Origin of the sequence: Streptomyces sp. NPDC048002, assembly GCF_040653275.1 — a bacterium.
Taxonomy (GTDB): domain Bacteria; phylum Actinomycetota; class Actinomycetes; order Streptomycetales; family Streptomycetaceae; genus Streptomyces.
The window spans coordinates 138,109-163,327 of the sequence record NZ_JBEZNL010000017.1; the positions used below are offsets into that span (position 1 = coordinate 138,109).

The window sequence follows — 25,219 nt, forward strand, 5'->3', positions numbered from 1 at the left end:
CCCACCGGTGCAGCGACGATGGACTCCCAGACCTCTCAGTCATCCCAGGCATCCCAGTCACCTCACACGTTCCAGGTCGACCTTCGCGGTCTGGTGGACCTGCTCTCCCATCACCTCTACTCCAGTCCCAAGGTCTATCTGCGCGAACTGCTGCAGAACGCCGTGGACGCCATCACCGCCCGGCGGGCCGAGCAGCCCGACGCCCCGGCGCGGGTGCGCCTGTACGCCGATCCGGGCGGCGGGCTGCGGGTGGAGGACTCCGGCATCGGGCTGACCGAGTCCGATGTGCACAGCCTGCTCGCCACGATCGGCCGCAGTTCCAAGCGGGCCGACGGACTCCAGTCCGCCCGCTCCGACTTCCTCGGCCAGTTCGGCATCGGACTGCTGGCCTGCTTCGTGGTGGCCGAGCGGATCCGCGTCGTCAGCCGCAGCGCCCGTACGCCCGACGCGCCACCGGTGGAGTGGACGGCGGCGGACGACGGTTCGTACACCGTGCGGACGCTGCCCGCGGCCGAACGTCCCGAACCGGGCACCACCGTGCACCTGGTGGCACGTGCCGGTGCCGGCGAGTGGCTGACCCGGGAACGGGTGCTCGCGCTGGCGCGGGACTTCGGCGCGCTGCTCCCGTACGACGTGCGCGTGGACGACGAGGAGGTCACCGACCTCCCCGCGCCCTGGGACCGTTCGTACCCCTCCCCCGCCAACCGGCGGGTGGCGCTGGCCCGGCACTGCCACGACCTGTTCGGGTTCACCCCGCTGGACTCGATCGAGCTGAACGTGCCCCTGGCGGGGATCCGCGGGGTGGCGTACGTGCTGCCGTCCGCGGTGAGCCCCGCCCGGCGGGCCGGTCACCGGGTGCATCTCAAGGGCATGCTGCTCACCGAGCGGGCCGAGCAACTGCTGCCCGACTGGGCGTTCTTCGTGCGCTGTGTGCTGGACACCGACAGCCTGCGGCCCACCGCCTCCCGCGAGTCGCTGTACGAGGACGAGACGCTGGCGGCCGTGCGGGAGGCGCTCGGCGAGCGGATCCGGTCGTGGCTGACCGGGCTCGCGGCCGGTGACCCGGAGCGGCTCGCGGCCTTCCTCGCCGTGCACCACCTGGGCGTGAAGTCGCTGGCCCGGCACGACCGGGAGATGCTGCGCACGATGCTGCCGTGGCTGCCGTTCGAGACCACCGACGGGCGGCTGTCCCTGGAGGAGTTCGCGCAGCGGCACCCGGTGGTGCACTTCACGCGGACCGTCGAGGAGTACCGGCAGGTCGCGCCGATCGCCTCCGCCCAGGGCGTCGGGGTGATCAACGGCGGCTACACCTACGACAGCGAGCTGGTCGAGGCGCTGCCCTCGGTGCGTCCGGGAACCGTGGTCGCCGAGCTGGACGCGGACACCGTCACCGCCCATCTGGACGCGGTCGACCCCACCGAGGAGCTGGCGCTGGCCGGGTTCCTCGCCGCAGCGCGGGCCAGGCTCGACCCGCTGGGCTGCGATGTGGTCCTCAGGTCCTTCCACCCGCTGTCCGTGCCCGCGCTGCACCTGGACGACCGGGCGGCCCGGCACGAGCAGGCGCGGGCCGAGGCCGAGGAGCGGGCGGACGACCTGTGGGCGGGCATCCTCGGCTCGCTGCGCGGCGGCGCGCCCCGCGCGCGGCTGGTGCTCAATCACCTCAACCCGCTGATCAGGCGGATCAGTTCACTGGGCGACGCGGAGCTGATCGGCACCGCCACCGAGTCGCTGTACGGCCAGGCCCTGCTGATGGCGCAGCGTCCGCTCAGGCCCGCGGACTCGGCGTTGCTGAACCGGGCCTTCATCGGCCTGCTGGAGTGGGCCACGAACGGCGAGGAGGGCCGCTGAATGGACGGAACCGACGGGAACGCGGCCTTCGACGCGCTGCGCCGCGCGATGGCGGAGAACGCCGAGCAGCCGGAGGGACCGGCCCGCAACGCACGGGCGGAGCACCTGCTCGCCGAGGCCGAGCGGCTGGACATCCCGCTCGCCGTGGTCGAGGCGCTCGGGCACCAGCTGACGGTCTACAACTACAGCTCCGAGAAGGACAAGATGTTCGTCCCGTTCGCGCGGCTGCTGCGCATGTGGGACGAACGGCCCGAGGACTTCGACGCGTACGAGACGCACTCCCTGCACTGGGTGTTCAAGTGGATGACGGCCGGCATGCTCGACCAGCCGCACGTCCCGCTGGCCTCCATAGAGAAGTGGCTCGGCGAGATGGAGCACCGCTACCGGCTCGCCGGGCACTCCGAACGGGCCGTGCGCAGCGCGGAGTTCAGCGTCGCCGCGCACATCGGGGACGTGCCGCGCGCCGAACGGGCGTACACCGCTTGGCTGGCCGCCGACCGGGACAGCATGGCCGACTGCCATGCCTGCGAACTGCACGGGCAGGGCTGGTGGCAGGCGCAGCGGGGCCGGGACGAGCAGGCGCTCGAACTGTGGGGACCGGTCCTGGAGGGCGAGTTCGTCTGCGCGCACGAGCCGCACACGGCGCTCGCCTCCTCCCTGAACTCCCTGCTGCGGCTGGGCCGGACGGACGAGGCCCGCGCCCACCATCTGCGCGGTTTCCGGCTGGTGCGGCCCATGGAGAGCATGCGCGGCGCCTACGCCGACCACGTCGAGTTCTGCGCGCTGACCGGCAACGAGGCCCGCGGGCTTGAACTGCTCGCGGAACGCCCCGCGTACTTCACCGACACCGGGCATCCGCGCAGCAGGATGGAGTTCCTGTCCGTGGTGACGCTGCTGATGGAGCGGCTGACCGGGCTGGGGCTCGGCGGGCAGCGGGTGCCGGGGCCGGCCGGCCTGACCTGGACGGCCCGGGATCTGGCCGCACACGCGCGGGCGGAGGCGCTGGATCTGGCGGAACGATTCGACCGGCGCAACGGCACGTCCCACATCAGCGACCTGGCACGGTCCCGGATGGCGCAGGAGCCGCTGGTGGAGCGGCTGCCGCTAGGGGTGCGCGGGGCCCGTCCGGCGACGACCGCCGCCGCTGTTCCGGTGCCGGAGGTTCCGGCGCAGGATGAGCCCGTGGAGGCGGATCTGCCGACCCTGCTGGCCGAGGCCCGGCGGCTGTCGGACTCCTTGCAGCCGCACGCCGTCCAGGCGTGGGCCGCGGTCGCGCGGACCGCCGAGGGCCTGGACCTGGAGGTCCGCGACCGGGCGGAGATCACCGACCATCTGGCCATGGACCGCGGTCCCGAGGGAGTCGAGCTGTTCGAGCGGGCCGCCGAGCTGTACGCGGAGGCGGGCGACCCCGGCGAGGCGCTGGCCGCGCGCACACGTGCGGCGTACGTCCGCGCGCTGACCGGACGGCTGGAGGAGGCGCTCGCGGGGGTCGCGGAGCCCTACGACCGGGTGCTCGCGCTGTACGCCGAGGACGGCACGGGTCTGCGGCAGACGGCGGCGGTGCTGATGGGCCGGGCGCGGGTGCTCATGCGGCAGGTCCACGAGGCCGACGGTCCGGCCGGTCCGGCGGCCCTGGGCGCCGCCGAGGCCGCTGCGCGCGAGGTCCTCGCGCTGGTGGAGGGGCGCACCGCCGAGGAGGTGCGGCTGGCCGCGCGGGCCGCGGAGGCGCGGGCGATGCTCGCCGAACTGGCGGCGCTGTCGGGCGAGGTGGAGGCGGCCGCCGAGCTGTTCGCGCGGGCCGCGGCGGAGTTCGTGGGGGCGGGCCTGCCCTGGTTCGCGGTCGAGTACGAGGCACGGCTGGCCGGGCTCGCCCACCATCTCGGCGACATCGTGGAGGCGGAGCGGGCGCTGCGGGCGGCCCTGGAGCACGGAGGTCCGTATCTGGAGCCGCCGGGCCGGGCGCAGCTGCACCTCCAGCTGGCCGAGGTGCTGGGCGGCCGGGGTCTGTCGGAGGAGGCGGCCGAGCACGCCCTGGAGGCGGCGCACTGGGCGGACGAGGCGGGCGAGGGCCCGACGCTCGGCGCCTGGGCACGGCATCAGCTCGGCGGGTTCCTGCTGCGGCAGGGGCGCTGGGCGGAGGCCGCCGAGGTACTGGAGTCGGCGCTGCCGGACCTGACACCGCAGACGCACGGCGACGGCGCGGTCGTGCAGACCCAGTGGTGGCTCGGCGACTGTCTGAGCGAACTCGGTGAGCACCGGGAGGCCGCCGAACGGAGGCTCCAGGCGGCCGAGATCGCCCGGCACTGGCCCGAGCAGCACGACCACGCGACCCTCGCCCACCTCGCCGCCGAGTCCCTCGGCCAAGCCGGTCTGCACGAGGAGGCGGACCGGGCCTACGCGCGCGCCGGGGAGCTGTGGGGCCGGCTGGGCAACGTCCAGGGTCTGGTGCGCTCGCTGCGCGCCCGCGCCTGGCTCGCGCTGCGGGCCGAGAACGGCGGGGACGGGGCGCGGGCGCTGATGACGGAGGCGGTCGGGGAGTGCGCGGCGGCCCGGCGGGCGGCGCTGGACGAGGAGGCGCGGGACCGGCTGACGGCCGAGCTGGGTCATACGCACCGCCAGTTCGGCGACCTGCTCGCCCGGTCCGCCGCGGAGGACGACGAGGACGAGTCGATCAGTTCGGCCCTGCGGGACGCGCTGTCCCAGATGGTGGAGGCGGTCACGGTGTTCGGGGAGCTGGGGGACGACGCCCGGCACGCCCGGACCGGCGCCGAGCTGGCCGCGGGCTGGCTCGCCGCCGACCTGGGCCGGCCCGCGGAGGCGGCGGCACACGCGCGTGCCGTGCTGGCGTCCTACGAGGACCCCGGCGAGGAGGACGGGCCGGCCGGGGAACGGCGCTCGGAGGCACGCCAGTTGCTGGAGACGGTGGAGGAGAACTGAGCCGCCCGGACGAGGGGCCCGGCTCGCGGCCCTTCTCCGGGGCCCTGGCCCGCGGCCCTTCTCCGGGGCCCTGCTCCGGGCCCCTACTCCACGCCGATGAGCAGCAGGGCCCCTTGCCGGCCACCCCGGTAGACGACCGTGTCGACGGCGAGGTAGGACTCCCGCACGCGGGCTTCGAGGTGCTCGGCGATGCCGTCGGGCGCCTGGTCGCCGAGGACGAGGGTGACCAGTTCGCCGCCGGCCGCGAGCATCCGGTCCAGAACCGTCTCGGCGGTGGCGATGACGTCCCCGCCGATCACGGCGACGTCGCCGTCGATGAGACCGAGGACGTCGTCGGCCTGGCAGATGCCGGCCATGGTCCAGGACTGGCGTTCGGCGACGGCGACCTCGGCGTAGCGGGTGGCGCCGGCGGCCGAGGTCATCGCCACGACGTCCTCGTCGAAGCGCCGCTCCGGCTCGTGCACGGCGAGGGCGGCGATGCCCTGGACGGCGGAGCGGGTGGGGATCAGGGCCACCCGGATGCCCTCGGCGCGGGCCTGCTCGGCGGCGGCGGCCGCGGTGTGCCGCAGCTCGGCGTCGTTGGGCAGCAGGACGACCTCGCGCGCGTGGGCACGCCGTACGGCCTGGACCAGCTCGCCGCTCGCGGGCGGCTCGCCGGGGCGGGCGAGCACGGTGGTGGCGCCGGCCTCGGTGTAGAGCCCGGCGAGCCCGGCGCCGGGGACGACGGCCACGACAGCGCGCTGGATGCGTTCCCGGGGCGGCCGCTCACCCCCGGTGGTGTGCACATCGCCGGCGGCGAAGTGGGTGATCCTGATCCGGTACGGCCGTCCCGCCTCGACGCCCGCCTCCACGGCGGCACCGGCGTCGTCGACGTGCACATGGACGTTCCACAGGCCGTCGCCGCCGACCACGACCAGCGAGTCCCCGAGGGCGTCGAGGCGGGCGCGGAGCCGGTCGACCGCGGCGTCCTCGGCCTCCAGCAGGTAGATCACCTCGAAGGCGGGCCCGCCGGTGTCGGGGGTGGCGCACTCCTCGGCGTCGTCGGCCTGCACGCGCGCGTGGCCCGTGGGCGCCGCCGGCTTCTCCCCGGTGAACGTCTGCACGAGCGCCGCCAGCACCGTGACCAGGCCCTGCCCGCCGGCGTCCACCACTCCGGCGCGTTCCAGCACGGCGAGCTGGTGCGGGGTGGCGGCGAGGGCGGCGCGCGCTCCTTCGTGGGCGGCCCGCGCGACGGTCCCGCAGTCCCCCCCGGCGCCGTCGGCCGCGTCGGCGGCGGCGGAGGCGACGGTGAGGACGGTGCCCTCGACGGGGTGGGCGACGGCCCGGCGGGCGGAGTCGGCGGCGTGCCGCAGGGCGAGCCGCAGCCCGTCCGCGTCGGCGTGAGGCGTGTCACCGTCGGCGGCCAGCACCTGGGTCATGCCGCGCAGCAGCTGCGCCAGGATCGTCCCGGAGTTGCCACGGGCCCCTATGAGCGCGCCGTGCGCCATCGCGCGGACCGCGTCGGCCAGGGAGGGCACCCCCGCCGCCGAGCCGTTCGCGGATCCGGCCGCGGCGCCGGTCTCGTGCCCGACGAAGACCGCTTCGACGGCCGCGGCGGCCGACTCCACGGTCAGATACAGGTTGGTGCCGGTGTCGCCGTCGGCCACGGGGTAGACGTTGATCGCGTCGATCTCCTCGCGGGCCCGCCCCAGTGCCTGAAGCGCGAGAGCGCACCAGGTGCGTACCGCGAGAGCATCGAGGAATGTCTGCGGCACCTGCGCCACCTGCGCCTCCTTGAGCTGCCGACCGTGGGACGCAGCGTAGACCCAGGGACCGGGCGCACCGGAAGAGGGCCGGGAGCGGGCCCCTGAGCAGCCATGGTAGTTTCGTTCTACTGGCGCAGTCGTTGTATGCTGCTCCGGTTGCCCGATCCAGATCGGGCCATTCCCCCTGGCAACGCCACTCGGATGTCTGATCCTTCGATCTCGATCCCGGCCTGCCGGGATCAACCGTAAGTGCATCTGAAGTCTTTGGAGTGACCCGTGGCTGCCAACTGCGACGTCTGCGGCAAGGGGCCGGGCTTCGGCAACAACATCTCGCACTCGCACCGCCGTACGTCCCGTCGCTGGAACCCGAACATCCAGCGCGTCCGTACCGTGGTCGGCGGGACGCCGAAGCGCGTGAACGCTTGCACCTCGTGCATCAAGGCCGGCAAGGTCTCGCGCTGACACATCGCTGAGCGCGCGGCCACTGCTGGTTCGCTGCACTGAGCCGGTCCACCTCGTGTGGACCGGCTTTTTGCATGCACCGGGACGGTTCAGTCCGCGCGGACGCCGAGGGCCCAGCCGTGATCCACGGGCCCGATCCCCCCACCGAGGGCGAAGCCCGCGGCGATGGCGGAGGTGACGTACGCCTTGGCCGCGGTGACCGCCTCCGGCACGGACCGGCCCTTGGCCAGTTCCGAGGCGATGGCCGAGGCCAGGGTGCAGCCGGTGCCGTGGGTGTGGCGGTTGTCGTGGCGCGGGGCGCGCAGCCAGTGCTCCTCGGAGCCGTCGGTGAGCAGGTCCACGGCCTCGCCCGCGAGATGACCGCCCTTGATCACGACCCAGCGCGGCCCGTACGCCAGCACGGCCCCCGCGGCCCGCCGCAGATCGTCCTCGGACGTGACCCGCACCCCCGTGAGTTGGGCCACCTCGTCGAGGTTCGGCGTCGCGACGGTGGCCACCGGCAGCAGTTTGGTGCGGACGGAGTCCAGCGCGGAGGCCGCCAGCAGCGAGTCCCCGTGCTTGGAGACGCCCACCGGGTCGACGACGGCCGGGGCGTCGGTGGAGCCGAGCAACTCGGCGACCGCCTCCACGAGTTCCGCGGAGGCCAGCATGCCGGTCTTCACCGCCTGGACGCCGATGTCGTCGACGACGCTGCGGTACTGCGCGACCACGGCCTCCACGGGCAGCGGCCAGGCCCCCTGCACGCCCAGCGAGTTCTGCGCGGTGACGGCGGTGATCACGCTCATGCCGTGCGTGCCCAGCGCCAGCATCGTCTTCAGGTCGGCCTGGATCCCCGCCCCGCCACCGGAGTCGGAGCCCGCGACCGTCAGCACCCTCGGCGGCGCGCTCACGACTCGATGTCCCCGAAGTGGTCCCAGCCGCCCTTGCTGGTCCAGGGCGCCCCGTCGACCGTCACCTGGGGCAGCGCCGAGGGGTTGAGGACCTCGCCGATGACCTTCCAGCGGGCGGGCAGCTTCACGTCCGGCGGGAAGGTCGCCACGATCGCGTGGTCCTCGCCCCCGGTGAGCACCCACTGCATGGGGTCGACGCCGACGGCCTGCCCGATGTCGTTCATCTGCGAGGGGATGTCGATCGCGCCGGAACGGATGTCGATACGGACCTTGCTGGCCTCGGCGATGTGCCCGAGGTCGGCGATCAGTCCGTCGCTGACGTCGCACATGGCCGTGGCGCCGAGCCCGGCCGCCGCGGGACCCGCGTGGTACGGCGGCTCGGGGCGCCGGTGCGCCTCCACGAACGCCCGCGGCGAGCGGAACCCCCGGGACAGCACGGCGAATCCGGCCGCGGACCAGCCCAGCCAGCCGGTCACCGCGACCAGGTCGCCGGGCTGGGCGCCGGCCCGGGTGACGGGCTCCTGGTTGCGCAGGTCGCCGAGCGCGGTGATCGACACCATGATCGAGTCGCCGCGTACGACGTCGCCGCCGACCACGGAGGCGCCGGCCACCTGGCACTCGTCGCGCAGGCCGTCCATCAGCTCGGTCGGCCAGGTCACCGGCAGCTCGGCCGGGACCACCAGGCCGAGCAGCAGCGCGGTGGGCACCGCGCCCATGGCGGCGATGTCCGCGAGGTTCTGCGCGGCGGCCTTGCGGCCCACGTCGTAGGCGGTGGACCAGTCACGGCGGAAGTGCCGGCCCTCCACCAGGATGTCGGTGCTCGCCACGACCCTGCGGTCGGGCGCGGCGACCACCGCGGCGTCGTCGCCGGGGCCGACCCGGACCGCCGGGGTGGTGGTGAGACGGGAGGTGAGCTCCCTGATGAGCCCGAACTCCCCCAGCTCACCAACAGTGCCCTTCATTGCCCTTACGCCCCTTCTGTCCCTGCCCGATTCCCGGTCGCGTGTCTCTACTGTCCTCGATACGGTCGAGGGGACCGTCAACCACTTTCGTGCCTGTACCCCGGCGCGGGACCCCCGGCCCCGCGGGTCTCCCCGCGACGAGCGACGACGCGATACCGTGGCGTTCCTTTTCCCCACATGATCCTCGTGGCCGCCCTGGAGGTTCCGTGGTACAGGCGTACATCCTGATCCAGACGGAGGTCGGCAAAGCGTCGACCGTCGCCGAGACGATCAGCAAGATCCCTGGAGTCATCCAGGCCGAGGACGTGACAGGACCGTATGACGTGATCGTGCGCGCTCAGGCAGACACCGTCGACGACCTCGGCCGCATGGTGGTCGCCAAGGTCCAGCAAGTGGACGGCATCACCCGCACCCTGACCTGCCCGGTCGTCCATCTGTAGCCCCCGTCTACCCTTGGCCGGTGAACCTTTCGCGTCACCGGCTCATCGGTCTGCCCGCGCTCGTCCTGTCGATCACCGTCGCGGGCTGCTCCTCAGCAGACGACGGCGCGTCGGCGGCGGTTCCCTCTCCGGGCACCGAGGTCGCCGGCCTGTGTCGGAAACTGGACGACGTCCTGCCGGCGAAGGTGGCCGGTGAGAGCCGCCGCGACCCCGAACCCGCCTCGGCACTGACCGCGGGCTGGGGAAACCCGGAGATCATACTGCGCTGCGGTGTGGAACGGCCGCCCAAGATGACGGACCCGAAGGTCGCCGACGGGGGCGACCCCGACGCGGTGGCCGGCGGAGTCAACGGCGTCGACTGGCTGATGGAGCGCCAGGACTCCGGGGCGTACCGTTTCACCAGCGCCAATCGCGAGGCGTACGTCGAGGTGAGGGTGGCCGAGGGCGTGGACAGCTCGGCCGTGCTGATCGATCTGGCCCCGGCAGTGAAGAAGGCGATCCCCGAAGGAATCGCCCCCTGACCCACCGCCCCCCAGGGCTCAGCGCAGCCCGGTCGAGCGGCGCAGCGCGGCCTGGATGAGCCGGTCCACCAGCTCCGCGTAGCCGATGCCGCTCGCCTCCCACATCTTCGGGTACATCGAGATGGGCGTGAAGCCGGGCATGGTGTTGATCTCGTTGATCACGAACTCCCCGTCCTCGGTGAGGAAGAAGTCCGCGCGCACCAGGCCCTCGCAGGAGGCCGCGTCGAAGGCGTCCACAGCGAGCCGCCGCACCTCGGCGGTCTCCTCGTCCGTCATCGGGGCGGGCACGATCCCCGGGGTCGAGTCGATGTACTTGGCCTCGAAGTCGTAGTAGGCGTGCGCCTCCGGCGGCGGGATCTCCGCGGGCACCGACGCGCGCGGGCCGTCCTCGAACTCCAGTACCCCGCACTCGATCTCGCGGCCCCGCAGCGCGGCCTCGACCAGGATCTTCGGGTCGTGGCGCTGGGCCTCGGCGACGGCCTCGTCCAGTCCGGACAGGTCGTCGACCTTGGTGATGCCGATCGAGGAGCCGGCGCGGGCCGGCTTCACGAAGAGCGGCCAGCCGTGCTCACCGGCGAACTCGACGATCCGCTTGCGGGCCGCGGACTCGTCCTGCGCCCACTCGCGGGGCCGGATCACCAGGTACGGGCCGACCTTGAGCCCGAAGGAGGTGAACACCCGCTTCATGTACTCCTTGTCCTGGCCGACGGCCGAGGCGAGCACACCCGCGCCCACGTACGGGACACCGGACAGCTCCAGCAGCCCCTGAAGGGTGCCGTCCTCGCCGTACGGGCCGTGCAGGACGGGGAAGACGACGTCGACCTCACCGAGCGCCTTGGGCACCGATCCGGGCTCGCTGTAGACGACTTCGCGGCTGCCCGGGTCGACGGGGAGCACCACCGCGCCCTCGCTCGACTCGGCGAGCTCGGAGACGCTGGGCGTACGGCGCTCGGTGATCGCCATCCGCTCCGGTTCGTCGGCGGTGAGTGCCCAGCGGCCGTCCTGGGTGATGCCGATCGGCAGGACGTCGTACTTGGTCCGGTCGATGGCCTTCAGCACGGCCCCGGCGGTGACCACGGAGATCCCGTGCTCGGAGCTGCGGCCGCCGAACACGACGGCCACACGCGGCTTGCGAGGCGGCTGCTGAGGGCTCTGGGGGAGGTTCTCGGTGCTCATATCGCGTTGAGAGTACCCGGTGGTAGTGCCCTGAGACAGCGCCCGCGGCCCTGCGTCGCCCGGCGTCGCTCAGCGTCGTTCGGGCTTCGCGCTGCGCGACATCAGCTCCTTGACCGCGACCACCGGGGACTTGCCCTCGTGCACGATTCCGACGACCGTCTCGGTGATCGGCATGTCGACGCCGTGCCGGCGGGCCAGATCCAGCACCGACTCGCAGGACTTGACGCCCTCGGCGGTCTGCTGGGTGACCGCGATGGTCTCCTGGAGCGTCATGCCCTTGCCGAGGTTGGTGCCGAAGGTGTGGTTGCGGGACAGCGGCGAGGAGCAGGTGGCGACCAGGTCGCCGAGCCCGGCGAGCCCGGAGAAGGTCAGCGGGTCCGCGCCGAGCGCCACACCGAGCCGCGCGGTCTCCGCGAGGCCGCGGGTGATCAGCGAGCCCTTGGTGTTGTCGCCGAGCCCCATGCCGTCCGCGATGCCGACGGCGAGCCCGATGACGTTCTTGACCGCGCCGCCCAGTTCGCAGCCGACCACGTCGGTCTCGGTGTAGGGCCGGAAGTACGCGGTGTGGCAGGCGGCCTGGAGGCGCTGGGCGACGGTGACGTCGGCGCAGGCGACCACGGCGGCCGCGGGCATCCGCGCGGCGATCTCGCGGGCGAGGTTGGGTCCGGTGACCACGGCGACCCGGCGGGGGCCGACCTTGGCGACGTCCTCGATCACCTCGCTCATCCGCATCGCGGAGCCCAGCTCCACGCCCTTCATCAGGGAGACGAGCACGGTGTCCGGGGCGAGCAGCGGGGTCCACTCGGCGAGGTTGCCGCGCAGGGTCTGCGAGGGGATCGCGAGGACGGTGAGGTCGGCGTCGCGCGCGGCCTCGGCGGGGTCGGCGGTGGCGCGCAGGTTCTCCGGCAGTTCGACGCCGGGGAGGTAGTCGGGGTTGGTGCGCGTGGAGTTGACCGCTTCGACGAGTTCGGGGCGCCGCCCCCACAGGGTGACCTCGCACCCCGCGTCGGCGAGCACCATGCCGAAGGCGGTGCCCCACGATCCGGTGCCGAAGACGGCCGCCTTGACGGGCTTGCTCACTTGCTCTTCTCCTCGTGCCCGGACTCCGCCTGACTCCGCCGCCGCTGCTCGATCCGCTCCTGGCGCGGGTCGTAGGCCGCGACGGGTGCCTTCTCGCCGCGGAGGTCCTCCAGCAGGCGGGTGACGGCGGCCATGATGACCTCGGTGGCCTCCTTCAGGAGTTCCGGGGTCATCTCCTTGTCGTAGAACCGGGACAGGTCCACCGCCGGGCCCGCGAGCACCTTCGAGGTCTTGCGGGGCAGCACGTTGAGCTTCTTCCCGTACGGCGGCAGGAGTTCGTTGGCGCCCCACTGCGCGACCGGGATCACCGGGCACTTGGTCTGGAGGGCCACGCGCGCGGCGCCCGTCTTGCCCGTCATGGGCCACTGGTCGGGGTCCCGGGTGATGGTGCCCTCGGGGTAGAAGGCGACGCATTCGCCGCGCTCCACGGCGTCGATCGCGGCCCGGAAGGCGCTCAGCGCGTCCGTGGTCTCGCGGTAGACGGGGATCTGACCGGTGCCGCGCATGAAGGCACCGACGAATCCCTTCTTGAAAAGTCCGCTCTTCGCGAGGAATCGCGGAACACGTCCGGTGTTGTACTGAAAGTGCGCGTAGGCGAAAGGATCGACGTGCGAATTGTGGTTCACCGCGGTGATAAATCCGCCTTGGGCCGGAATGTGTTCCATTCCGCGCCAGTCCCGCTTGATCAGTACCACCAGCGGTGGTTTGGCGATCACCGCTGCCAAGCGATACCAGAAGCCGATTCTGCGGCGGGGCACGCGGACACCTTCCTCTAGGGCCTGGGGGGCCGCACAAGTGTCGCCCCAGGCCGACCGTCTGTCGAGAACACCGTACGCCCCGCGGACCGGACCGCCGGATGGCCCATGTGAAAGCCGGGTGACAATGGCCGCGACGAGAGAGGTACGAACGTTCGTGCAGTGGACCCTGGTCATACCCCTGAAACCTCTGGCTCGGGCCAAGAGCAGGCTCTCGGGGACCGCGGCCGACGGGCTGCGCCCGGCCCTCGCCCTGGCGTTCGCGCAGGACACCGTGGCGGCGGCGCTGGCCTGCCCCGCGGTCCGGGATGTGGCAGTCGTCACGGACGACGAGCTGGCGGGCCGGGAGCTGTCCGCGCTGGGCGCCCGCGTGGTCCCCGACTCCCCCGGAGCCGGCCTCAACGCCGCCCTCGCGCACGGGGCGGCCGTCGTGCGCGCGACGCGTCCGGATTCCGCCGTGGCCGCCCTGAACGCGGATCTCCCGGCACTGCGCCCGGCGGAATTGGCCCGGGTCCTGGACGCGGCGGCCGAATTCCCCCGCGCATTCCTGCCGGACGCCGCGGCAATCGGCACGACCTTGCTGGCGGCGGCTCCGGGTGAGCCATTGCACCCGGCATTCGGCCTCGATTCCCGCGCCCGCCACCGGGCCTCCGGCGCGGCGGAACTGGACCTGGAGGCAGTGGACTCCGTACGCCAGGACGTGGACACCGGCGAGGATCTGCGGGCCGCGCTGACACTGGGCGTGGGACCGCGGACGGCGGCAGCGGCGGCGGGGCTGCTGAGCGCGGGGCTCTAGCGGGGCCCGAGGGGTGCGGGGCGACTCGTCTCGCGGCTCTCGTGGCGGAGCGCATAGGCTGCCGCCATGCAGGCGACCGCTTACACGTACGACCCGGAAACCCGGAGCGGACAGGTGCTCCTGGACGACGGCACCCCGGTGCCCTTCGACGCGGCGGCGTTCGACGCGGGCGGGCTGCGCCTGCTGCGGCCCGGACAGCGCGTCCGCATCGAGGTGGAGGGCCCCGAGGACGGGCCGCGCATCACCCTCGTCACGCTCCAGACCCTGTAAGGGCCAAGGACCCCGCACACGCCGCGGGCCGGGCTCCCTGGGGAGTCCGGCCCGGCGCGTGAGTACCCGTGCGCCCCTACCTCTTGCGGGCGGTGGTCTTCTTGGCGGTGGTCTTGCGGGCCGTCGACTTCTTGGCCGGGGCCTTCTTGGCGGTCGCCTTCTTCGCGGGGGCCTTCTTGGCCGTCGCCTTCTTGGCGGTGGTGGCCTTCTTGGCCGTGGTCTTCTTCGCGGCCGCGGTGGTCTTCTTCGCGGTGGTCTTCTTCGCGGTCGCGGTGGTCTTCTTCGCCGCCGCCGTGGTCTTCTTCGCCGTGACCTTCTTGGCGGTGGTCGCCTTCTTGGCGGCGGTCTTCTTCGCCGCGGCCTTCTTGACCGTCGCGGAAGCCCCGCCGGTCAGGCTGCCCTTGGGCGCCTTCTTCACGGCGACGTCGTTCTTCGGGAGCTTCTTCGAACCGCTGACCAGGTCCTTGAAGCCCTGGCCGGCGCGGAAGCGCGGCACGGAGGTCTTCTTGACCCGAACCCGCTCGCCCGTCTGGGGGTTACGGGCGTAACGCGCCGGCCGGTCGACCTTCTCGAACGAACCGAAGCCGGTCACGGAGACCCGGTCACCGGCGACCACCGCGCGCACGACGGCGTCCAGGACCGCGTCGACAGCGTCGGCGGCCTGCTGGCGGCCGCCCATCTTGTCGGCAATCGCTTCTACGAGCTGCGCCTTGTTCACGTCTTCCCCTTCGGAGACATCGCCAGAACGAAAGTGTTCAAGCTTTTCGCACGTTAGGCAGATATATACCGCAAATCAAACACGAAACGGGCTTATCACCCTTGTGCCGCAACGGACTCGGCGGTCTCCGAAGCCCTCAGCGTTCCTCGTCGGGGAATCGACCCGCGTCGAGGTCCGCCGTGAACGCCTCCAGACGCCTTGCCGCATCGGCGAGATCGTGCTTGGCCACGGCCGTAATGACCAGCAGCTTCCGGGTCAGCGCCATCCGTACGCCCTCCGGGACTTGCAGTGCGCGCACTGTTGTGTGCGCTTCCTTGAGTTGGTCCGCGACCGCCGCATAGAGCTTGAGTTGGCCGTCGTGTTCCATGCACAGATTGTGCCATCTGGGGCGAGTTGTCGCCTGCTCAGGGTGCAACTGCCGCCTCCAACGGCCGTTCCGGCACGGGTCGCAGCCGCCTCTGAGACCACCGTCTACCCCGGTAACAGCCCAGCTAACGGGGGAAGTTGGCGGCGCGCGCCGGACCGCCGGGAGCTGTTCGGACGCAGACATGGCCGTACCCCCGATCGGGCCGATCGGGGGTACGGCGAGGGTGTTTCGGTGGCCGAAACTCGACCTGTTCAGTTGTCGCGGAGGTCCGCCCGCCTCACGCCTGGAGCGTCTGCGGCTTGTACGACGGCCGCTTGGCCTCGAAGGCGGCGATGTCGGCCTCGTTCTGGAGGGTGATGGAGATGTCGTCCAGGCCGTTCAGCAGCCGCCAGCGGGAGTTCTCGTCCAGCTCGAAGGAGGCGGTGACGCCCTCGGCGCGCACCTCTCGGTTCTCCAGGTCGACGGTGATCTCGGCCTCGGGGTTCTCCTCGGTCAGATCCCACAGCGCGTCCACGACCTTCTGCTCCAGAACCACCGTGAGCAGGCCGTTCTTGAGCGAGTTGCCGCGGAAGATGTCGGCGAAGCGGGAGGAGATGACGGCCTTGAAGCCGTAGTTCTGGAGCGCCCAGACGGCGTGCTCGCGGGAGGAGCCGGTGCCGAAGTCGGGGCCGGCCACCAGAACCGTGGCACCCCGCCGCTCGGGGCGGTTGAGGACGAAGGACTCGTCCTTGCGCCAGGCCTCGAACAGCCCGTCCTCGAAACCGTCCCGGGTCACCTTCTTGAGCCAGTGAGCAGGGATGATCTGGTCGGTGTCGACGTTGGAGCGGCGCAGCGGGACGGCCCGGCCGGTGTGCGTGGTGAATGCTTCCATGACTTCTCAGACTCCAGCGGGCGTACGGGTCTCGGCGTCGGACAGGTCGGCCGGGGAGGCCAGGTGGCCCAGCACGGCGGTCGCGGCGGCGACCTGCGGCGACACCAGGTGCGTACGGCCGCCCTTGCCCTGCCTGCCCTCGAAGTTGCGGTTGGAGGTGGACGCGGAGCGCTCACCGGGGGCCAGCTGGTCGGGGTTCATGCCCAGGCACATCGAGCAGCCCGCGTGCCGCCACTCGGCGCCGGCCTCCTTGAAGACGACGTCCAGGCCCTCGGAGACGGCCTGGAGACCGACCCGGGCGGAGCCGGGGACGACCAGCATCCGTACGCCGTCGGCGACTTTGCGGCCCTTGATCAACTCGGCCGCGGCCCGCAGGTCCTCGATGCGGCCGTTGGTGCAGGAGCCTACGAAGACGGTGTCCACGTTGATGGAGCGCAGCGGCTGGCCGGCCTCCAACCCCATGTACTCCAGGGCTTTTTCGGCGGCCAGGCGCTCCGAAGCGTCTTCGTACGAAGCGGGATCGGGGACGGAGGCCGAAAGCGGCGCGCCCTGGCCGGGGTTGGTGCCCCAGGTGACGAACGGGGAGAGTTCCTCGGCCTTGATGACGACCTCGGCGTCGAACTCGGCGTCGTCGTCCGTCCGCAGCGTCTTCCAGTACGCGACGGCCGCGTCCCAGTCCTCGCCCTTGGGGGCGTGCGGGCGGCCCTCCAGGTAGTCGAACGTGGTCTGGTCGGGGGCGATCATGCCCGCGCGGGCACCGGCCTCGATCGACATGTTGCAGATGGTCATCCGGGCCTCCATCGAGAGCTTCTCGATGGCGGAGCCGCGGTACTCCAGGACGTAGCCCTGGCCGCCGCCGGTGCCGATCCGGGCGATGATCGCCAGGATCAGGTCCTTGGCGGTGACGCCGTCGGGCAGTTCGCCGTCGACGGTGATCGCCATGGTCTTCGGACGGACCAGCGGCAGCGTCTGGGTGGCCAGCACGTGCTCCACCTGGGAGGTGCCGATACCGAACGCCAGGCCGCCGAAGGCGCCGTGGGTGGAGGTGTGGGAGTCGCCGCAGACGACGGTCATGCCCGGCTGGGTCAGCCCCAGCTGGGGGCCGACGACGTGCACGACGCCCTGCTCGACGTCGCCCAGCGGGTGCAGCCGCACACCGAACTCGGCGGCGTTCTTGCGCAGCGTCTCCAGCTGGACCCGGGAGACCGGGTCGGCGATGGGCTTGTCGATGTCGAGCGTGGGGGTGTTGTGGTCCTCGGTCGCGATGGTGAGATCGAGGCGGCGCACCTGGCGACCGCTCTTACGGAGGCCGTCGAAGGCCTGCGGGCTGGTCACCTCGTGCAGCAGGTGCAGATCGATGAAGAGGAGGTCGGGCTCGCCCTCGGCGCGCCGGACGACGTGGTCGTCCCAGACCTTCTCCGCGAGTGTCCTACCCATCGCTTTCCCTCCGGCCGGCATACGGTCCACCGGCCCAACTAGAGATCTTGAGGAAGCAGCGCCCGCCGCCCCTGTTCGGGCGTCCGCCACCGGGCCCGTTGGTCTGCGGGCCGCATTGCCTTCGTGACATCCAGAGTGGCGTGTTCCACGGAAAATTGAACTTGCGTTTCACAGAGTGAGACGCGAGTATCGTTTCATGGACAACAGTAGCGGCGTCGGCGTTCTGGACAAGGCAGCCCTTGTCCTGAGCGCCCTGGAGTCCGGTCCGGCCACCCTCGCGGGTCTGGTGGCGGCGACCGGGTTGGCACGACCCACGGCCCACCGGCTGGCCGTGGCGCTGGAACACCACCGCATGGTGGCGCGTGACATGCAGGGCCGGTTCATCCTCGGCCCGCGCCTGGCGGAGCTGGCCGCGGCGGCCGGTGAGGACCGTCTCCTCGCCACGGCGGGCCCGGTGCTCACCCACCTCCGCGACATCACGGGCGAGAGCGCGCAGCTCTACCGCCGCCAGGGAGACATGCGCATCTGCGTGGCCGCCGCGGAGCGGCTGTCCGGCCTCCGGGACACCGTCCCGGTCGGCTCGACGCTCACGATGAAGGCGGGTTCCTCCGCCCAGATTCTCATGGCCTGGGAGGAGCCCGAGCGGCTGCACCGGGGCCTGCAGGGCGCCCGCTTCACGGCGACGGCCCTGTCGGGCGTACGGCGCCGCGGCTGGGCCCAGTCGATCGGCGAGCGCGAGCCGGGCGTGGCCTCGGTCTCCGCGCCGGTCCGCGGCCCCTCCAACCGCGTGGTGGCCGCCGTCTCGGTCTCCGGCCCCATCGAGCGCCTCAGCCGGCACCCGGGCCGCATGCACGCCCAGGCGGTCATCGACGCCGCAGGCCGCCTCTCGGAGGCCCTGCGCCGCACCGGCTGACGCCCCTGGTATCCCCGGCATCCCAGCGGGGAGGGTCCGCCCCAACGCCGCGGCGGACCCTCCCCGGTCGCCTTCGCCGACCGCGATCGGCAGGACGAAGTCCTCGTCCCCCGCGCCCGGTTGACGCACCGGGCGGCCCAGCGGGGCGCCACGGACGTACGAAAAAGGCCCTCCACCGAAGTGGAGGGCCTTGTCTCTGTACCCCCGACCGGATTCGAACCGGCGCTACCGCCTTGAGAGGGCGGCGTGCTAGGCCGCTACACAACGGGGGCCTTGGACGCTACGTTTCCGCAGGTCCGAGCTGGTCTACCTGGACTCGAACCAAGACTAACTGAACCAGAATCAGTCGTGCTGCCAATTACACCATAGACCAATGTGGTTTAGACCAGACGTACCCCCGACCGGATTCGAACCGGCGCTACCGCCTTGAGAGGGCGGCGTGCTAGGCCGCTACACAACGGGGGCCCTAGCGGTCATCGCAAGGATGACTACCGTACCCCCGACCGGATTCGAACCGGCGCTACTGCCTTGAGAGGGCAGCGTGCTAGGCCGCTACACAACGGGGGCTTTGCAGATGAGCTCTGCGAGCTGGCCTACCTGGACTCGAACCAAGACTAACTGAACCAGAATCAGTCGTGCTGCCAATTACACCATAGGCCACTGGAACGCAAGCCCCGAAGGGGTTCTCGTTCTAGCTTGCGCCTCCGGTCACCGGCCTTTCGGCCCGCTCCCCGGCGGCGCAGAAAGAACATTACCCGAAGGTGGACGGGGCTCCAAAACGGGTATCCGAGCCGAGCAGCGCGGGCAGTTCGGCGAGGGTGGCGATCCGGTGCGGACCCATCGGTCCGCCGGCGGGGGCGGGGCCGCGGTCGATCCAGACCGACAGCAGCCCGGCGTCGGCGGCGCCCCGGCCGTCGATCTCCGGATGGTCGCCGACGTAGGCCACCTCGTGCGGGGCCAGGTCCAGGGCGTCGCAGGCGGCCAGGAAGGCCCCGGCCTCGGGCTTGGAGACGCCCAGCTCGGCGGCGCACAGGACGGCCTCGAAGCGGTCCCGGACGCCCAGCACACGCAGTTTGCGGTCCTGGACGGTGAGGCTGGAGTTGGAGAGCACCGCGTGCCGGTAGCCGGTGGCGAGGAGGTCGAGGACCGGCAGGACGTCCGGGAAGAGGGCCCAGGCCGCCTCGTAGTGGCCCATGTACCGCCGAAACCAGTCCTCGGCCTCGGTGTCGCTGAGCGGTTCGCCCAGGAAGGAACGGACCCGGTCCCGGCGCTGGCCCTCGAAGGAGGCCTCCCCCGCCGCGAAGCGGGCCCAGTGCGCGTCGGTGAACGCGCGCCAGCGGGCCAGGGCCTCGTCGACCCCGTCGTGGCGGTCGAGCAGCCCCTCGGCCGCGAGGTGGGCCCGCATGCCGGACCGGTCCGCCGTGGTGTAGTCGAAGATCGTGTCGTCGACGTCCCAGACCACCGCCCGAATGCTCATGGTGCGACCGTAACCCGCGGGCGGCGCGCCCGTCCCGGGAAAGCCCGGGGGGCGGCACCCGTACCCGGGTACCGCCCCTCGTGTGTGCCCGGTCTCAGGCCGCGAGCTTCGCCAGCGCCGCGTCGATACGGGTCAGCGTCTTCTCCTTGCCCAGGATCTCCAGGGACTCGAAGAGCGGCAGGCCGACGGTGCGGCCCGTGACGGCCACCCGGACCGGGGCCTGGGCCTTGCCGAGCTTCAGACCGTGGGCCTCGCCGGCCGCCAGGACGGCCTCCTTGAGGGACTCGGCGGAGGTCCAGTCGGCGGCCTCCAGGCGCTCGCGGGCGGTCCGCAGCAGGGCGTCGCTGCCCTCCTTCATCGCCTTGGTCCAGCTCGCCTCGTCCACGACCGGCTCCGGCAGGAACAGGAAGTCGACGTTGTCGGTGATCTCGGAGAGCACCTTCAGACGGGTCTGGGCGTGCGGGGCGACCGCCTGCCACTTGGCCTCGTCGAAGTCCTCCGGCGCCCAGGGGGCGAAGGGGGCGGCCAGCCACGGGGCGCAGCGCTCGGTGAAGTCCTTCACGTCGAGCATGCGGATGTGGTCGCCGTTGATCGACTCGCACTTCTTCAGGTCGAAGCGGGCCGGGTTGGGGTTGACGTCCGCGATGTCGAAGGCCGCGACCATCTCCTCGATGGAGAAGATGTCCTGGTCCGCCGAGAGCGACCAGCCCAGCAGGGACAGGTAGTTCAGCAGGCCCTCGGGCAGGAAGCCGCGCTCGCGGTAGAGGTTCAGCGAGGACTGCGGGTCACGCTTGGAGAGCTTCTTGTTGCCCTCGCCCATCACGTACGGCAGGTGACCGAAGGCCGGCGTCGCCTTGGCCACGCCCAGCTCGGTCAGCGCCTTGTACAGGGCGATCTGGCGGGGGGTGGAGGAGAGCAGGTCCTCGCCGCGCAGGACGTGGGTGATCTCCATCAGGGCGTCGTCGACCGGGTTGACCAGCGTGTACAGCGGGGCGCCGTTGGCGCGGACGATGCCGTAGTCGGGGACGTTCTCCGGGGTGAAGGTCAGTTCGCCGCGGACCAGGTCGGTGAAGGTGATCGTCTCGTCGGGCATCCGGAAGCGGACGATCGGGGCGCGCCCCTGGGCCTCGTACTCGGCGACCTGCGCCTCGCTCAGCTCGCGGCAGTGGCCGTCGTAGCCGGAGGGCCTGCCGGCGGCGCGGGCGGCCTCGCGGCGGCTGTCCAGCTCCTCCTGGGAGCAGTAGCAGTGGTAGGCGTGGCCGCCGTCCAGGAGCTTGCGCGCGACGTCCTTGTAGAGGTCCATGCGCTGCGACTGGCGGTAGGGCGCGTACGGGCCGCCGACCTCCGGGCCCTCGTCCCAGTCGAAGCCGAGCCAGCGCATCGCGTCCAGCAGCTGGTCGTACGACTCCTCCGAGTCGCGGGCCGCGTCGGTGTCCTCGATGCGGAAGACCAGGGTGCCGCCGTGGTGCTTGGCGAACGCCCAGTTGAACAGGGCGGTGCGGACCAGGCCCACATGGGGGTTGCCGGTCGGCGACGGGCAGAAACGGACGCGTACGGAAGAGTCGGGTGCGCTAGCCACGCTTGACAACCTTGTTGGTGAGAGTGCCGATGCCTTCGATGCTGACGGAGACCTCGTCGCCGACAGCGAGGGGGCCGACCCCGGCGGGGGTGCCCGTGAGGATCACGTCGCCCGGGAGCAGCGTCATGGCCTCGGTGATGTTGACGATCAGATCCTCGACGGAGTGGATCATCTCGCTGGTGCGCCCGAGCTGCCGCTGTTGGCCGTTGACCGTGAGCTGGACGGTGAGATCACTCGGGTCGAGGTCGGTCTCCACCCAGGGACCCAGCGGGCAGGAGGTGTCGAAGCCCTTCGCCCGCGCCCACTGCTTCTCGCGCTTCTGCACGTCGCGGGCGGTGATGTCGTTGGCGCAGGTGTAGCCGAGGATCACGTCCTTGACGCGCTCGCGCGGGACCTCCCGGCACATCCGGCCGATGACGACGGCGAGTTCGGCCTCGTGGTGCAGCTCCTCGGAGAAGGAGGGGTACTGGATCTGGTCACCGGGGCCGATCACCGAGGTGGAGGGCTTGAAGAAGGCGAACGGCGCGTCGGGCACCTCGTTGCCCAGTTCCCGGGCGTGCTCGGCGTAGTTGCGGCCGAAGGCCACGACCTTGTTGGGGAGCACCGGGGGCAGCAGCCGTACCTTGCTCAGCGGTACCTTGGTGCCGCTGAGCTCGAATTCCGCGAACGGGATGCCCTTGATGATGTCGAGGACGAGCTCGTCAGGCTTGTCGCCCTCGACCGCGCCGAAGGCGACGTTCCCGTCGATGGAGAATCTGGCGATGCGCACGGGATGCTTGGCCCCTTGACTGAAGCGGCTGGAGTCTGACGCTCCAGGCTAACGCGGCGGGGGCCGGGGTCCTCGCGGTATTACTCCGCGACGGTGGCGGCGACGGGCATCTCGTCCAGGACCGTGCGACGCGGGTTGGCCGTCTGGGCCGGAAGGTCCAGGGAGTGCTCCGGCTGCTCCAGGAGCCGCAGTTCGTCGGCGCCCTCGAGGTGGGCCAGCGTCGTGCGACGCGGGTTGGCGGTCGTGCGGAACATCGACGTCGTCTTCACGGTTGTTCGTAACCCTGTCGTGTGCGGTGGGTGGAGAGTTGGCAGATTGCGCCGTCTTGTAAAGCGTCAGGCTAAACATGCGATTCCCCGGAGAAGACGTGAAGACCCCACGATGCTCGTGTGAGTTTGCTCACGGCTTCTTGCTCAAACCGGGCGAAACGGACCAGTGGTTCGGTGCCGCGAAACGGACATTGGGCCACTGAACCCACCATTCCGCTCCTGATCATGGCGACTGGGACACCCTCGGGGTCCCGGCGAATAGCCAGGTTGAGTCCGATTTGGCACGGATCACTTTCTACGACCGGTGACTCGTCACTCACGCCGTGTCACGTAGGTCACGGCTCGGTGTTCGGCCCTTGTTGGAGATCCTGCACTGTGCTGGAATTCCACGGACCGCCGCAGGTTCGACCCGGCGCGCAGGGCGCGAAGCAGCGCCGGGCGGCGGCGGAAGGGGGAGCCAGCGCCGGTCACTCAAGACCATCAGGGGACGTAATTCAGGACGTCTCCCAATACGCCGACACCGCCCTTGCCGTTCACGCGGAGGGGCGCCTGGTCCAGAGGTTGCGACGCTAGTGCAGGGACGTTTCAAGAGGGATGGCAGTGCTTCGGCGGAGCCGGAGCCGCACGGCGGGACTGGCCCCAAAGTCGGCAGTCCCTCGACCCAGCACGCCCAGAACCCGAGCCCGGTCCAGCCCGGTGACGGCCCCGGGCGCCCCGGCGGACCGGCCGGCGCGGGTCCCGCGGGCCCGTCGGCCCCGCCCGTCAAGCCGCCGCAGGGTTCGGCCAACCCCGGGCCGCGAATAGCCCTGCGCAACTGGCGTATCTCCACGCGCCTGGTGTCGCTGCTCGCCCTCCCGGTGGTCGCGGCCACCTCGCTGGGCGCCCTGCGTATCAGCGACTCCATGGACGACATGCAGCAGCTCGACAACATGAAGCTGCTGACGGAGATGACCAAGCAGGCCACCGAGCTGGCCGCCGCGCTCCAGGAGGAGCGCGACCAGTCCGCCGGTCCCCTGGCGCACGGCGAGAAGGCCACCGGCTACACGGTCAAGGGCTACACCGACAAGACCGACCGCCTGGTGGACAACTTCATCGAGTCCGCCGAAGAGGTCGACACCGGTGACGGCAACCTCCAGGGCGTCCACGACACCCTCGTCGGTGTCGTCCGTGACCTGCGCACGCTCAGCAGTATCCGCAAAAGCGCCTACCAGGCCGAGGACAACTCCACGCAGACCGTGGAGGCCTACCACCGGCTGATCGAGCACCTGCTGGACCTCTCCCAGGACATGGCCGAGGCGACCAGCAACCCCGACATGATCCAGCGGACCCGTGCACTGGCCGCCTTCTCCTCCGCCAAGGAGTACGCCTCCATCCAGCGCGCGGTGCTCGCCGCGGCCCTGCCGGTGAACACCAAGTCCTCCGGCACCCTCTCCGACAACGACCGGCTCTACGCCCAGTCGTCGATGGCCAGCCAGACCTCCGAACTCGCCAGCTTCAAGGCGATCTACGGCGGCGAGGAGGCGGCCGAGCTGCTCAAGCCGGTCGAGGAGGGCAACTCCACGATCCAGGCCACCGACACCTACGGCGACCGCGCCATCACCAGTGGTCTGGCCACGGTGGACCGGCGCTCGTACAAGGACTGGGTGGACGACAGCTCGATCAAGATCGAGCAGATGGGCAACGTCGAGCGCACGCTGCTGGAGCAGATGGAGCAGAAGGCCCGCGAGCTGCGCAACGAGTCCGAGCAGGACGCGATCATCTCCGGTGCGCTGATCCTCCTCGTGCTCGGCGTCTCGCTGGTCGGCGCCTTCGTGGTGGCCCGCTCCATGATCCGCTCGCTGCGCCGGCTGGAGGAGACCGCCACCAAGGTCGCCTCCGACCGACTGCCCGAGCTGGTCAAGCAGCTCTCCGAGTCCGACCCGCAGGACGTCGACACGTCCGTGGAGTCGGTCGGTGTGCACTCCCGGGACGAGATCGGCCGGGTGGCCGCGGCCTTCGACGACGTGCACCGCGAGGCGGTCCGCCTCGCCGCCGAGCAGGCCCTGCTGCGGGGCAACGTCAACGCGATGTTCACCAACCTCTCGCGCCGCTCCCAGGGCCTCATCCAGCGTCAGCTCTCGCTCATCTCCGAACTGGAGTCCCGCGAGGCCGACCCGGACCAGCTGTCCTCGCTGTTCAAGCTCGACCACCTCGCCACCCGCATGCGCCGTAACGGTGAGAACCTCCTCGTTCTCGCCGGTGAAGAGCCCGGCCGCCGCTGGACCCGCCCGGTCCCGCTGGTCGACGTGCTCCGCGCCGCCGCCTCCGAGGTGGAGCAGTACGAGCGCATCGAGCTGGCCTCGGTGCCGACCACCGAAGTGGCCGGCCGGGTGGTCAACGACCTCGTGCACCTGCTCGCCGAGCTGCTGGAGAACGCGACCTCGTTCTCCTCCCCGCAGACCAAGGTCAAGGTCACCGGTCACGCCCTGCCCGACGGGCGGGTACTGATCGAGATCCACGACACCGGCATCGGCCTCTCCCCCGAGGACCTCGCCGCGATCAACGAGCGGCTCGCCTCGCCGCCCACCGTGGACGTCTCCGTCTCCCGGCGCATGGGCCTCTTCGTGGTCGGTCGTCTGTCGCAGCGGCACGGCATCCGCATCCAGCTGCGCCCGTCCGACTCGGGCGGCACCACCGCGCTGGTCATGCTCCCGGTCGACGTCGCCCAGGGCGGCAAGAAGCCCGCTCCGGGCAAGCCCGGCCCGGGTGGCCCGACCGGCGGTCCGGCCGCCGCGCAGGCCGCCGCCGGTGCGGCCGCTGCCCGGCGCAACGGCGGTGCCGTCGGCGCCGGCGCGCCCTCCGGCGGACTGCTCGGTGCCGGTCAGGGACCGCGCGCCGCGCTGCCGCGCCCCGGCACGTGCCCGGCACCGACATCGACCCCGGGCCGGTCCCCGGCAT

At 71.5% G+C, this 25,219-nt stretch carries 23 protein-coding genes and 5 tRNA genes; 9 read left to right on the plus strand and 19 right to left on the minus strand.

The window, feature by feature from the left end:
- Positions 1-18 precede the first annotated feature (18 nt).
- Positions 19-1,848, plus strand: a complete 1,830-nt coding sequence (locus AB0E07_RS21920) for an HSP90 family protein (RefSeq protein ID WP_362254510.1) — start codon at positions 19-21, stop codon at positions 1,846-1,848.
- Positions 1,849-4,785, plus strand: coding sequence for a tetratricopeptide repeat protein (locus tag AB0E07_RS21925; RefSeq protein WP_362254514.1), 2,937 nt, complete (start codon positions 1,849-1,851; stop codon positions 4,783-4,785).
- 83 nt (positions 4,786-4,868) lie between these two features.
- On the opposite strand, the gene AB0E07_RS21930 is transcribed toward AB0E07_RS21925, so the two are convergent.
- Entirely contained in the window at positions 4,869-6,548 is a 1,680-nt protein-coding gene (locus AB0E07_RS21930) for a DAK2 domain-containing protein (RefSeq protein WP_362254517.1), read from the minus strand.
- A gap of 258 nt (positions 6,549-6,806) precedes the next feature.
- Between AB0E07_RS21930 and rpmB the strand changes: the two genes are divergently transcribed.
- Positions 6,807-6,992, plus strand: coding sequence for a 50S ribosomal protein L28 (gene rpmB, locus AB0E07_RS21935; RefSeq protein ID WP_003993230.1), 186 nt, complete (start codon positions 6,807-6,809; stop codon positions 6,990-6,992).
- An 89-nt stretch (positions 6,993-7,081) separates the two neighbouring features.
- On the opposite strand, the gene thiD is transcribed toward rpmB, so the two are convergent.
- Both thiD and AB0E07_RS21945 read right to left on the minus strand, forming a co-directional pair.
- Positions 7,082-7,882: a bifunctional hydroxymethylpyrimidine kinase/phosphomethylpyrimidine kinase gene (thiD, locus tag AB0E07_RS21940; RefSeq protein WP_362254520.1), complete on the minus strand. Its 801-nt coding sequence runs from the start codon at positions 7,880-7,882 to the stop codon at positions 7,082-7,084.
- The gene (locus AB0E07_RS21945) at positions 7,879-8,844 is read right to left on the minus strand and encodes a thiamine-phosphate kinase (protein WP_351925417.1); all 966 of its coding nucleotides are present in this window, start codon (positions 8,842-8,844) and stop codon (positions 7,879-7,881) included. The genes thiD and AB0E07_RS21945 overlap by 4 nt, the downstream gene beginning before the upstream one ends.
- Positions 8,845-9,050: 206 nt before the next feature.
- On the opposite strand from AB0E07_RS21945, the gene AB0E07_RS21950 reads away from it, so the two are divergent.
- Complete coding sequence (locus AB0E07_RS21950; protein ID WP_003997603.1) at positions 9,051-9,284, plus strand: Lrp/AsnC ligand binding domain-containing protein; 234 nt, start codon at positions 9,051-9,053, stop codon at positions 9,282-9,284.
- Between the two features lie 20 nt (positions 9,285-9,304).
- Positions 9,305-9,805 carry a DUF3515 domain-containing protein gene (locus tag AB0E07_RS21955; RefSeq protein WP_362254524.1) on the plus strand — a complete coding sequence of 167 codons (501 nt, stop codon included), beginning with the start codon at positions 9,305-9,307 and terminating at the stop codon, positions 9,803-9,805.
- Positions 9,806-9,823: 18 nt separating this feature from the next.
- Here the strand turns inward: AB0E07_RS21955 and AB0E07_RS21960 are convergent, their stop codons facing one another.
- The 3 genes from AB0E07_RS21960 to AB0E07_RS21970 all read right to left on the minus strand — a co-directional run bounded on the left by AB0E07_RS21960 (position 9,824) and on the right by AB0E07_RS21970 (position 12,819).
- Positions 9,824-10,981, minus strand: a complete 1,158-nt coding sequence (locus AB0E07_RS21960; RefSeq protein WP_362254527.1) for a D-alanine--D-alanine ligase family protein — start codon at positions 10,979-10,981, stop codon at positions 9,824-9,826.
- 69 nt (positions 10,982-11,050) lie between these two features.
- Positions 11,051-12,061: an NAD(P)H-dependent glycerol-3-phosphate dehydrogenase gene (locus AB0E07_RS21965; protein WP_362254530.1), complete on the minus strand. Its 1,011-nt coding sequence runs from the start codon at positions 12,059-12,061 to the stop codon at positions 11,051-11,053.
- Complete coding sequence (locus tag AB0E07_RS21970; RefSeq protein ID WP_362254533.1) at positions 12,058-12,819, minus strand: lysophospholipid acyltransferase family protein; 762 nt, start codon at positions 12,817-12,819, stop codon at positions 12,058-12,060. Before AB0E07_RS21970 ends, AB0E07_RS21965 begins: the two co-directional genes overlap by 4 nt.
- 154 nt (positions 12,820-12,973) lie before the next feature.
- Between AB0E07_RS21970 and cofC the strand changes: the two genes are divergently transcribed.
- Both cofC and AB0E07_RS21980 read left to right on the plus strand, forming a co-directional pair.
- Positions 12,974-13,612, plus strand: a complete 639-nt coding sequence (cofC, locus tag AB0E07_RS21975) for a 2-phospho-L-lactate guanylyltransferase (protein WP_362254594.1) — start codon at positions 12,974-12,976, stop codon at positions 13,610-13,612.
- Positions 13,613-13,678: 66 nt separating this feature from the next.
- Entirely contained in the window at positions 13,679-13,882 is a 204-nt protein-coding gene (locus AB0E07_RS21980) for a hypothetical protein (RefSeq protein WP_362254536.1), read from the plus strand.
- Positions 13,883-13,958: 76 nt separating this feature from the next.
- Here AB0E07_RS21980 and AB0E07_RS21985 read toward each other — a convergent pair whose 3' ends face one another.
- The 4 genes from AB0E07_RS21985 to leuC all read right to left on the minus strand — a co-directional run bounded on the left by AB0E07_RS21985 (position 13,959) and on the right by leuC (position 17,275).
- Positions 13,959-14,600 (minus strand): HU family DNA-binding protein, encoded by a 642-nt coding sequence (locus tag AB0E07_RS21985; RefSeq protein WP_362254539.1) that lies wholly within the window; start codon positions 14,598-14,600, stop codon positions 13,959-13,961.
- 136 nt (positions 14,601-14,736) lie between these two features.
- A complete protein-coding gene (locus AB0E07_RS21990) occupies positions 14,737-14,967 on the minus strand; it encodes a hypothetical protein (protein WP_362254542.1) in 231 nt (76 codons plus the stop codon).
- A 277-nt stretch (positions 14,968-15,244) separates the two neighbouring features.
- Positions 15,245-15,838, minus strand: coding sequence for a 3-isopropylmalate dehydratase small subunit (gene leuD, locus AB0E07_RS21995; protein ID WP_362254544.1), 594 nt, complete (start codon positions 15,836-15,838; stop codon positions 15,245-15,247).
- Between the two features lie 6 nt (positions 15,839-15,844).
- Positions 15,845-17,275, minus strand: coding sequence for a 3-isopropylmalate dehydratase large subunit (leuC, locus tag AB0E07_RS22000; protein WP_362254547.1), 1,431 nt, complete (start codon positions 17,273-17,275; stop codon positions 15,845-15,847).
- Positions 17,276-17,471: 196 nt separating this feature from the next.
- Between leuC and ndgR the strand changes: the two genes are divergently transcribed.
- Positions 17,472-18,188 carry an IclR family transcriptional regulator NdgR gene (ndgR, locus tag AB0E07_RS22005; protein WP_081219617.1) on the plus strand — a complete coding sequence of 239 codons (717 nt, stop codon included), beginning with the start codon at positions 17,472-17,474 and terminating at the stop codon, positions 18,186-18,188.
- Positions 18,189-18,387: 199 nt separating this feature from the next.
- Here the strand turns inward: ndgR and AB0E07_RS22010 are convergent.
- The 9 genes from AB0E07_RS22010 to AB0E07_RS22050 form a co-directional block, all read right to left on the minus strand.
- Positions 18,388-18,460: transfer RNA gene (locus AB0E07_RS22010), tRNA-Glu, on the minus strand.
- Positions 18,461-18,489: 29 nt separating this feature from the next.
- A tRNA-Gln gene (locus tag AB0E07_RS22015) sits at positions 18,490-18,561 on the minus strand.
- A 19-nt stretch (positions 18,562-18,580) separates the two neighbouring features.
- Positions 18,581-18,653: transfer RNA gene (locus tag AB0E07_RS22020), tRNA-Glu, on the minus strand.
- A 29-nt stretch (positions 18,654-18,682) separates the two neighbouring features.
- Positions 18,683-18,755 (minus strand) — tRNA-Glu (locus AB0E07_RS22025).
- 21 nt (positions 18,756-18,776) lie between these two features.
- Positions 18,777-18,848, minus strand: a tRNA-Gln gene (locus AB0E07_RS22030).
- Positions 18,849-18,939: 91 nt separating this feature from the next.
- The gene (locus AB0E07_RS22035) at positions 18,940-19,665 is read right to left on the minus strand and encodes an HAD family hydrolase (protein WP_362254551.1); all 726 of its coding nucleotides are present in this window, start codon (positions 19,663-19,665) and stop codon (positions 18,940-18,942) included.
- A gap of 94 nt (positions 19,666-19,759) precedes the next feature.
- Complete coding sequence (gltX, locus tag AB0E07_RS22040; RefSeq protein ID WP_362254554.1) at positions 19,760-21,244, minus strand: glutamate--tRNA ligase; 1,485 nt, start codon at positions 21,242-21,244, stop codon at positions 19,760-19,762.
- Positions 21,237-22,013, minus strand: a complete 777-nt coding sequence (locus AB0E07_RS22045; RefSeq protein WP_362254557.1) for a fumarylacetoacetate hydrolase family protein — start codon at positions 22,011-22,013, stop codon at positions 21,237-21,239. Before AB0E07_RS22045 ends, gltX begins: the two co-directional genes overlap by 8 nt.
- A gap of 80 nt (positions 22,014-22,093) precedes the next feature.
- Positions 22,094-22,282, minus strand: coding sequence for a hypothetical protein (locus AB0E07_RS22050; protein ID WP_362254560.1), 189 nt, complete (start codon positions 22,280-22,282; stop codon positions 22,094-22,096).
- A gap of 572 nt (positions 22,283-22,854) precedes the next feature.
- On the opposite strand from AB0E07_RS22050, the gene AB0E07_RS22055 reads away from it, so the two are divergent.
- Positions 22,855-25,219, plus strand: a 2,365-nt coding sequence (locus tag AB0E07_RS22055) for a nitrate- and nitrite sensing domain-containing protein (RefSeq protein ID WP_362254564.1), incomplete at its 3' end; no start/stop codon positions are given.

Excerpts from the sequence above, each read along its gene's own strand:
- AB0E07_RS21920 (WP_362254510.1), top strand. The coding sequence starts at position 19 with ATGGACTCCCAGACCTCTCAGTCATCCCAGGCATCCCAGTCACCTCAC.
- AB0E07_RS21925 (WP_362254514.1), top strand. The coding sequence starts at position 1,849 with ATGGACGGAACCGACGGGAACGCGGCCTTCGACGCGCTGCGCCGCGCG.
- AB0E07_RS21945 (WP_351925417.1), bottom strand. The coding sequence starts at position 8,844 with ATGAAGGGCACTGTTGGTGAGCTGGGGGAGTTCGGGCTCATCAGGGAG.
- AB0E07_RS21960 (WP_362254527.1), bottom strand. The coding sequence starts at position 10,981 with ATGAGCACCGAGAACCTCCCCCAGAGCCCTCAGCAGCCGCCTCGCAAG.
- AB0E07_RS21980 (WP_362254536.1), top strand. The coding sequence starts at position 13,679 with ATGCAGGCGACCGCTTACACGTACGACCCGGAAACCCGGAGCGGACAG.
- AB0E07_RS21990 (WP_362254542.1), bottom strand. The coding sequence starts at position 14,967 with ATGGAACACGACGGCCAACTCAAGCTCTATGCGGCGGTCGCGGACCAA.
- leuD (WP_362254544.1), bottom strand. The coding sequence starts at position 15,838 with ATGGAAGCATTCACCACGCACACCGGCCGGGCCGTCCCGCTGCGCCGC.
- leuC (WP_362254547.1), bottom strand. The coding sequence starts at position 17,275 with ATGGGTAGGACACTCGCGGAGAAGGTCTGGGACGACCACGTCGTCCGG.
- ndgR (WP_081219617.1), top strand. The coding sequence starts at position 17,472 with ATGGACAACAGTAGCGGCGTCGGCGTTCTGGACAAGGCAGCCCTTGTC.
- AB0E07_RS22035 (WP_362254551.1), bottom strand. The coding sequence starts at position 19,665 with ATGAGCATTCGGGCGGTGGTCTGGGACGTCGACGACACGATCTTCGAC.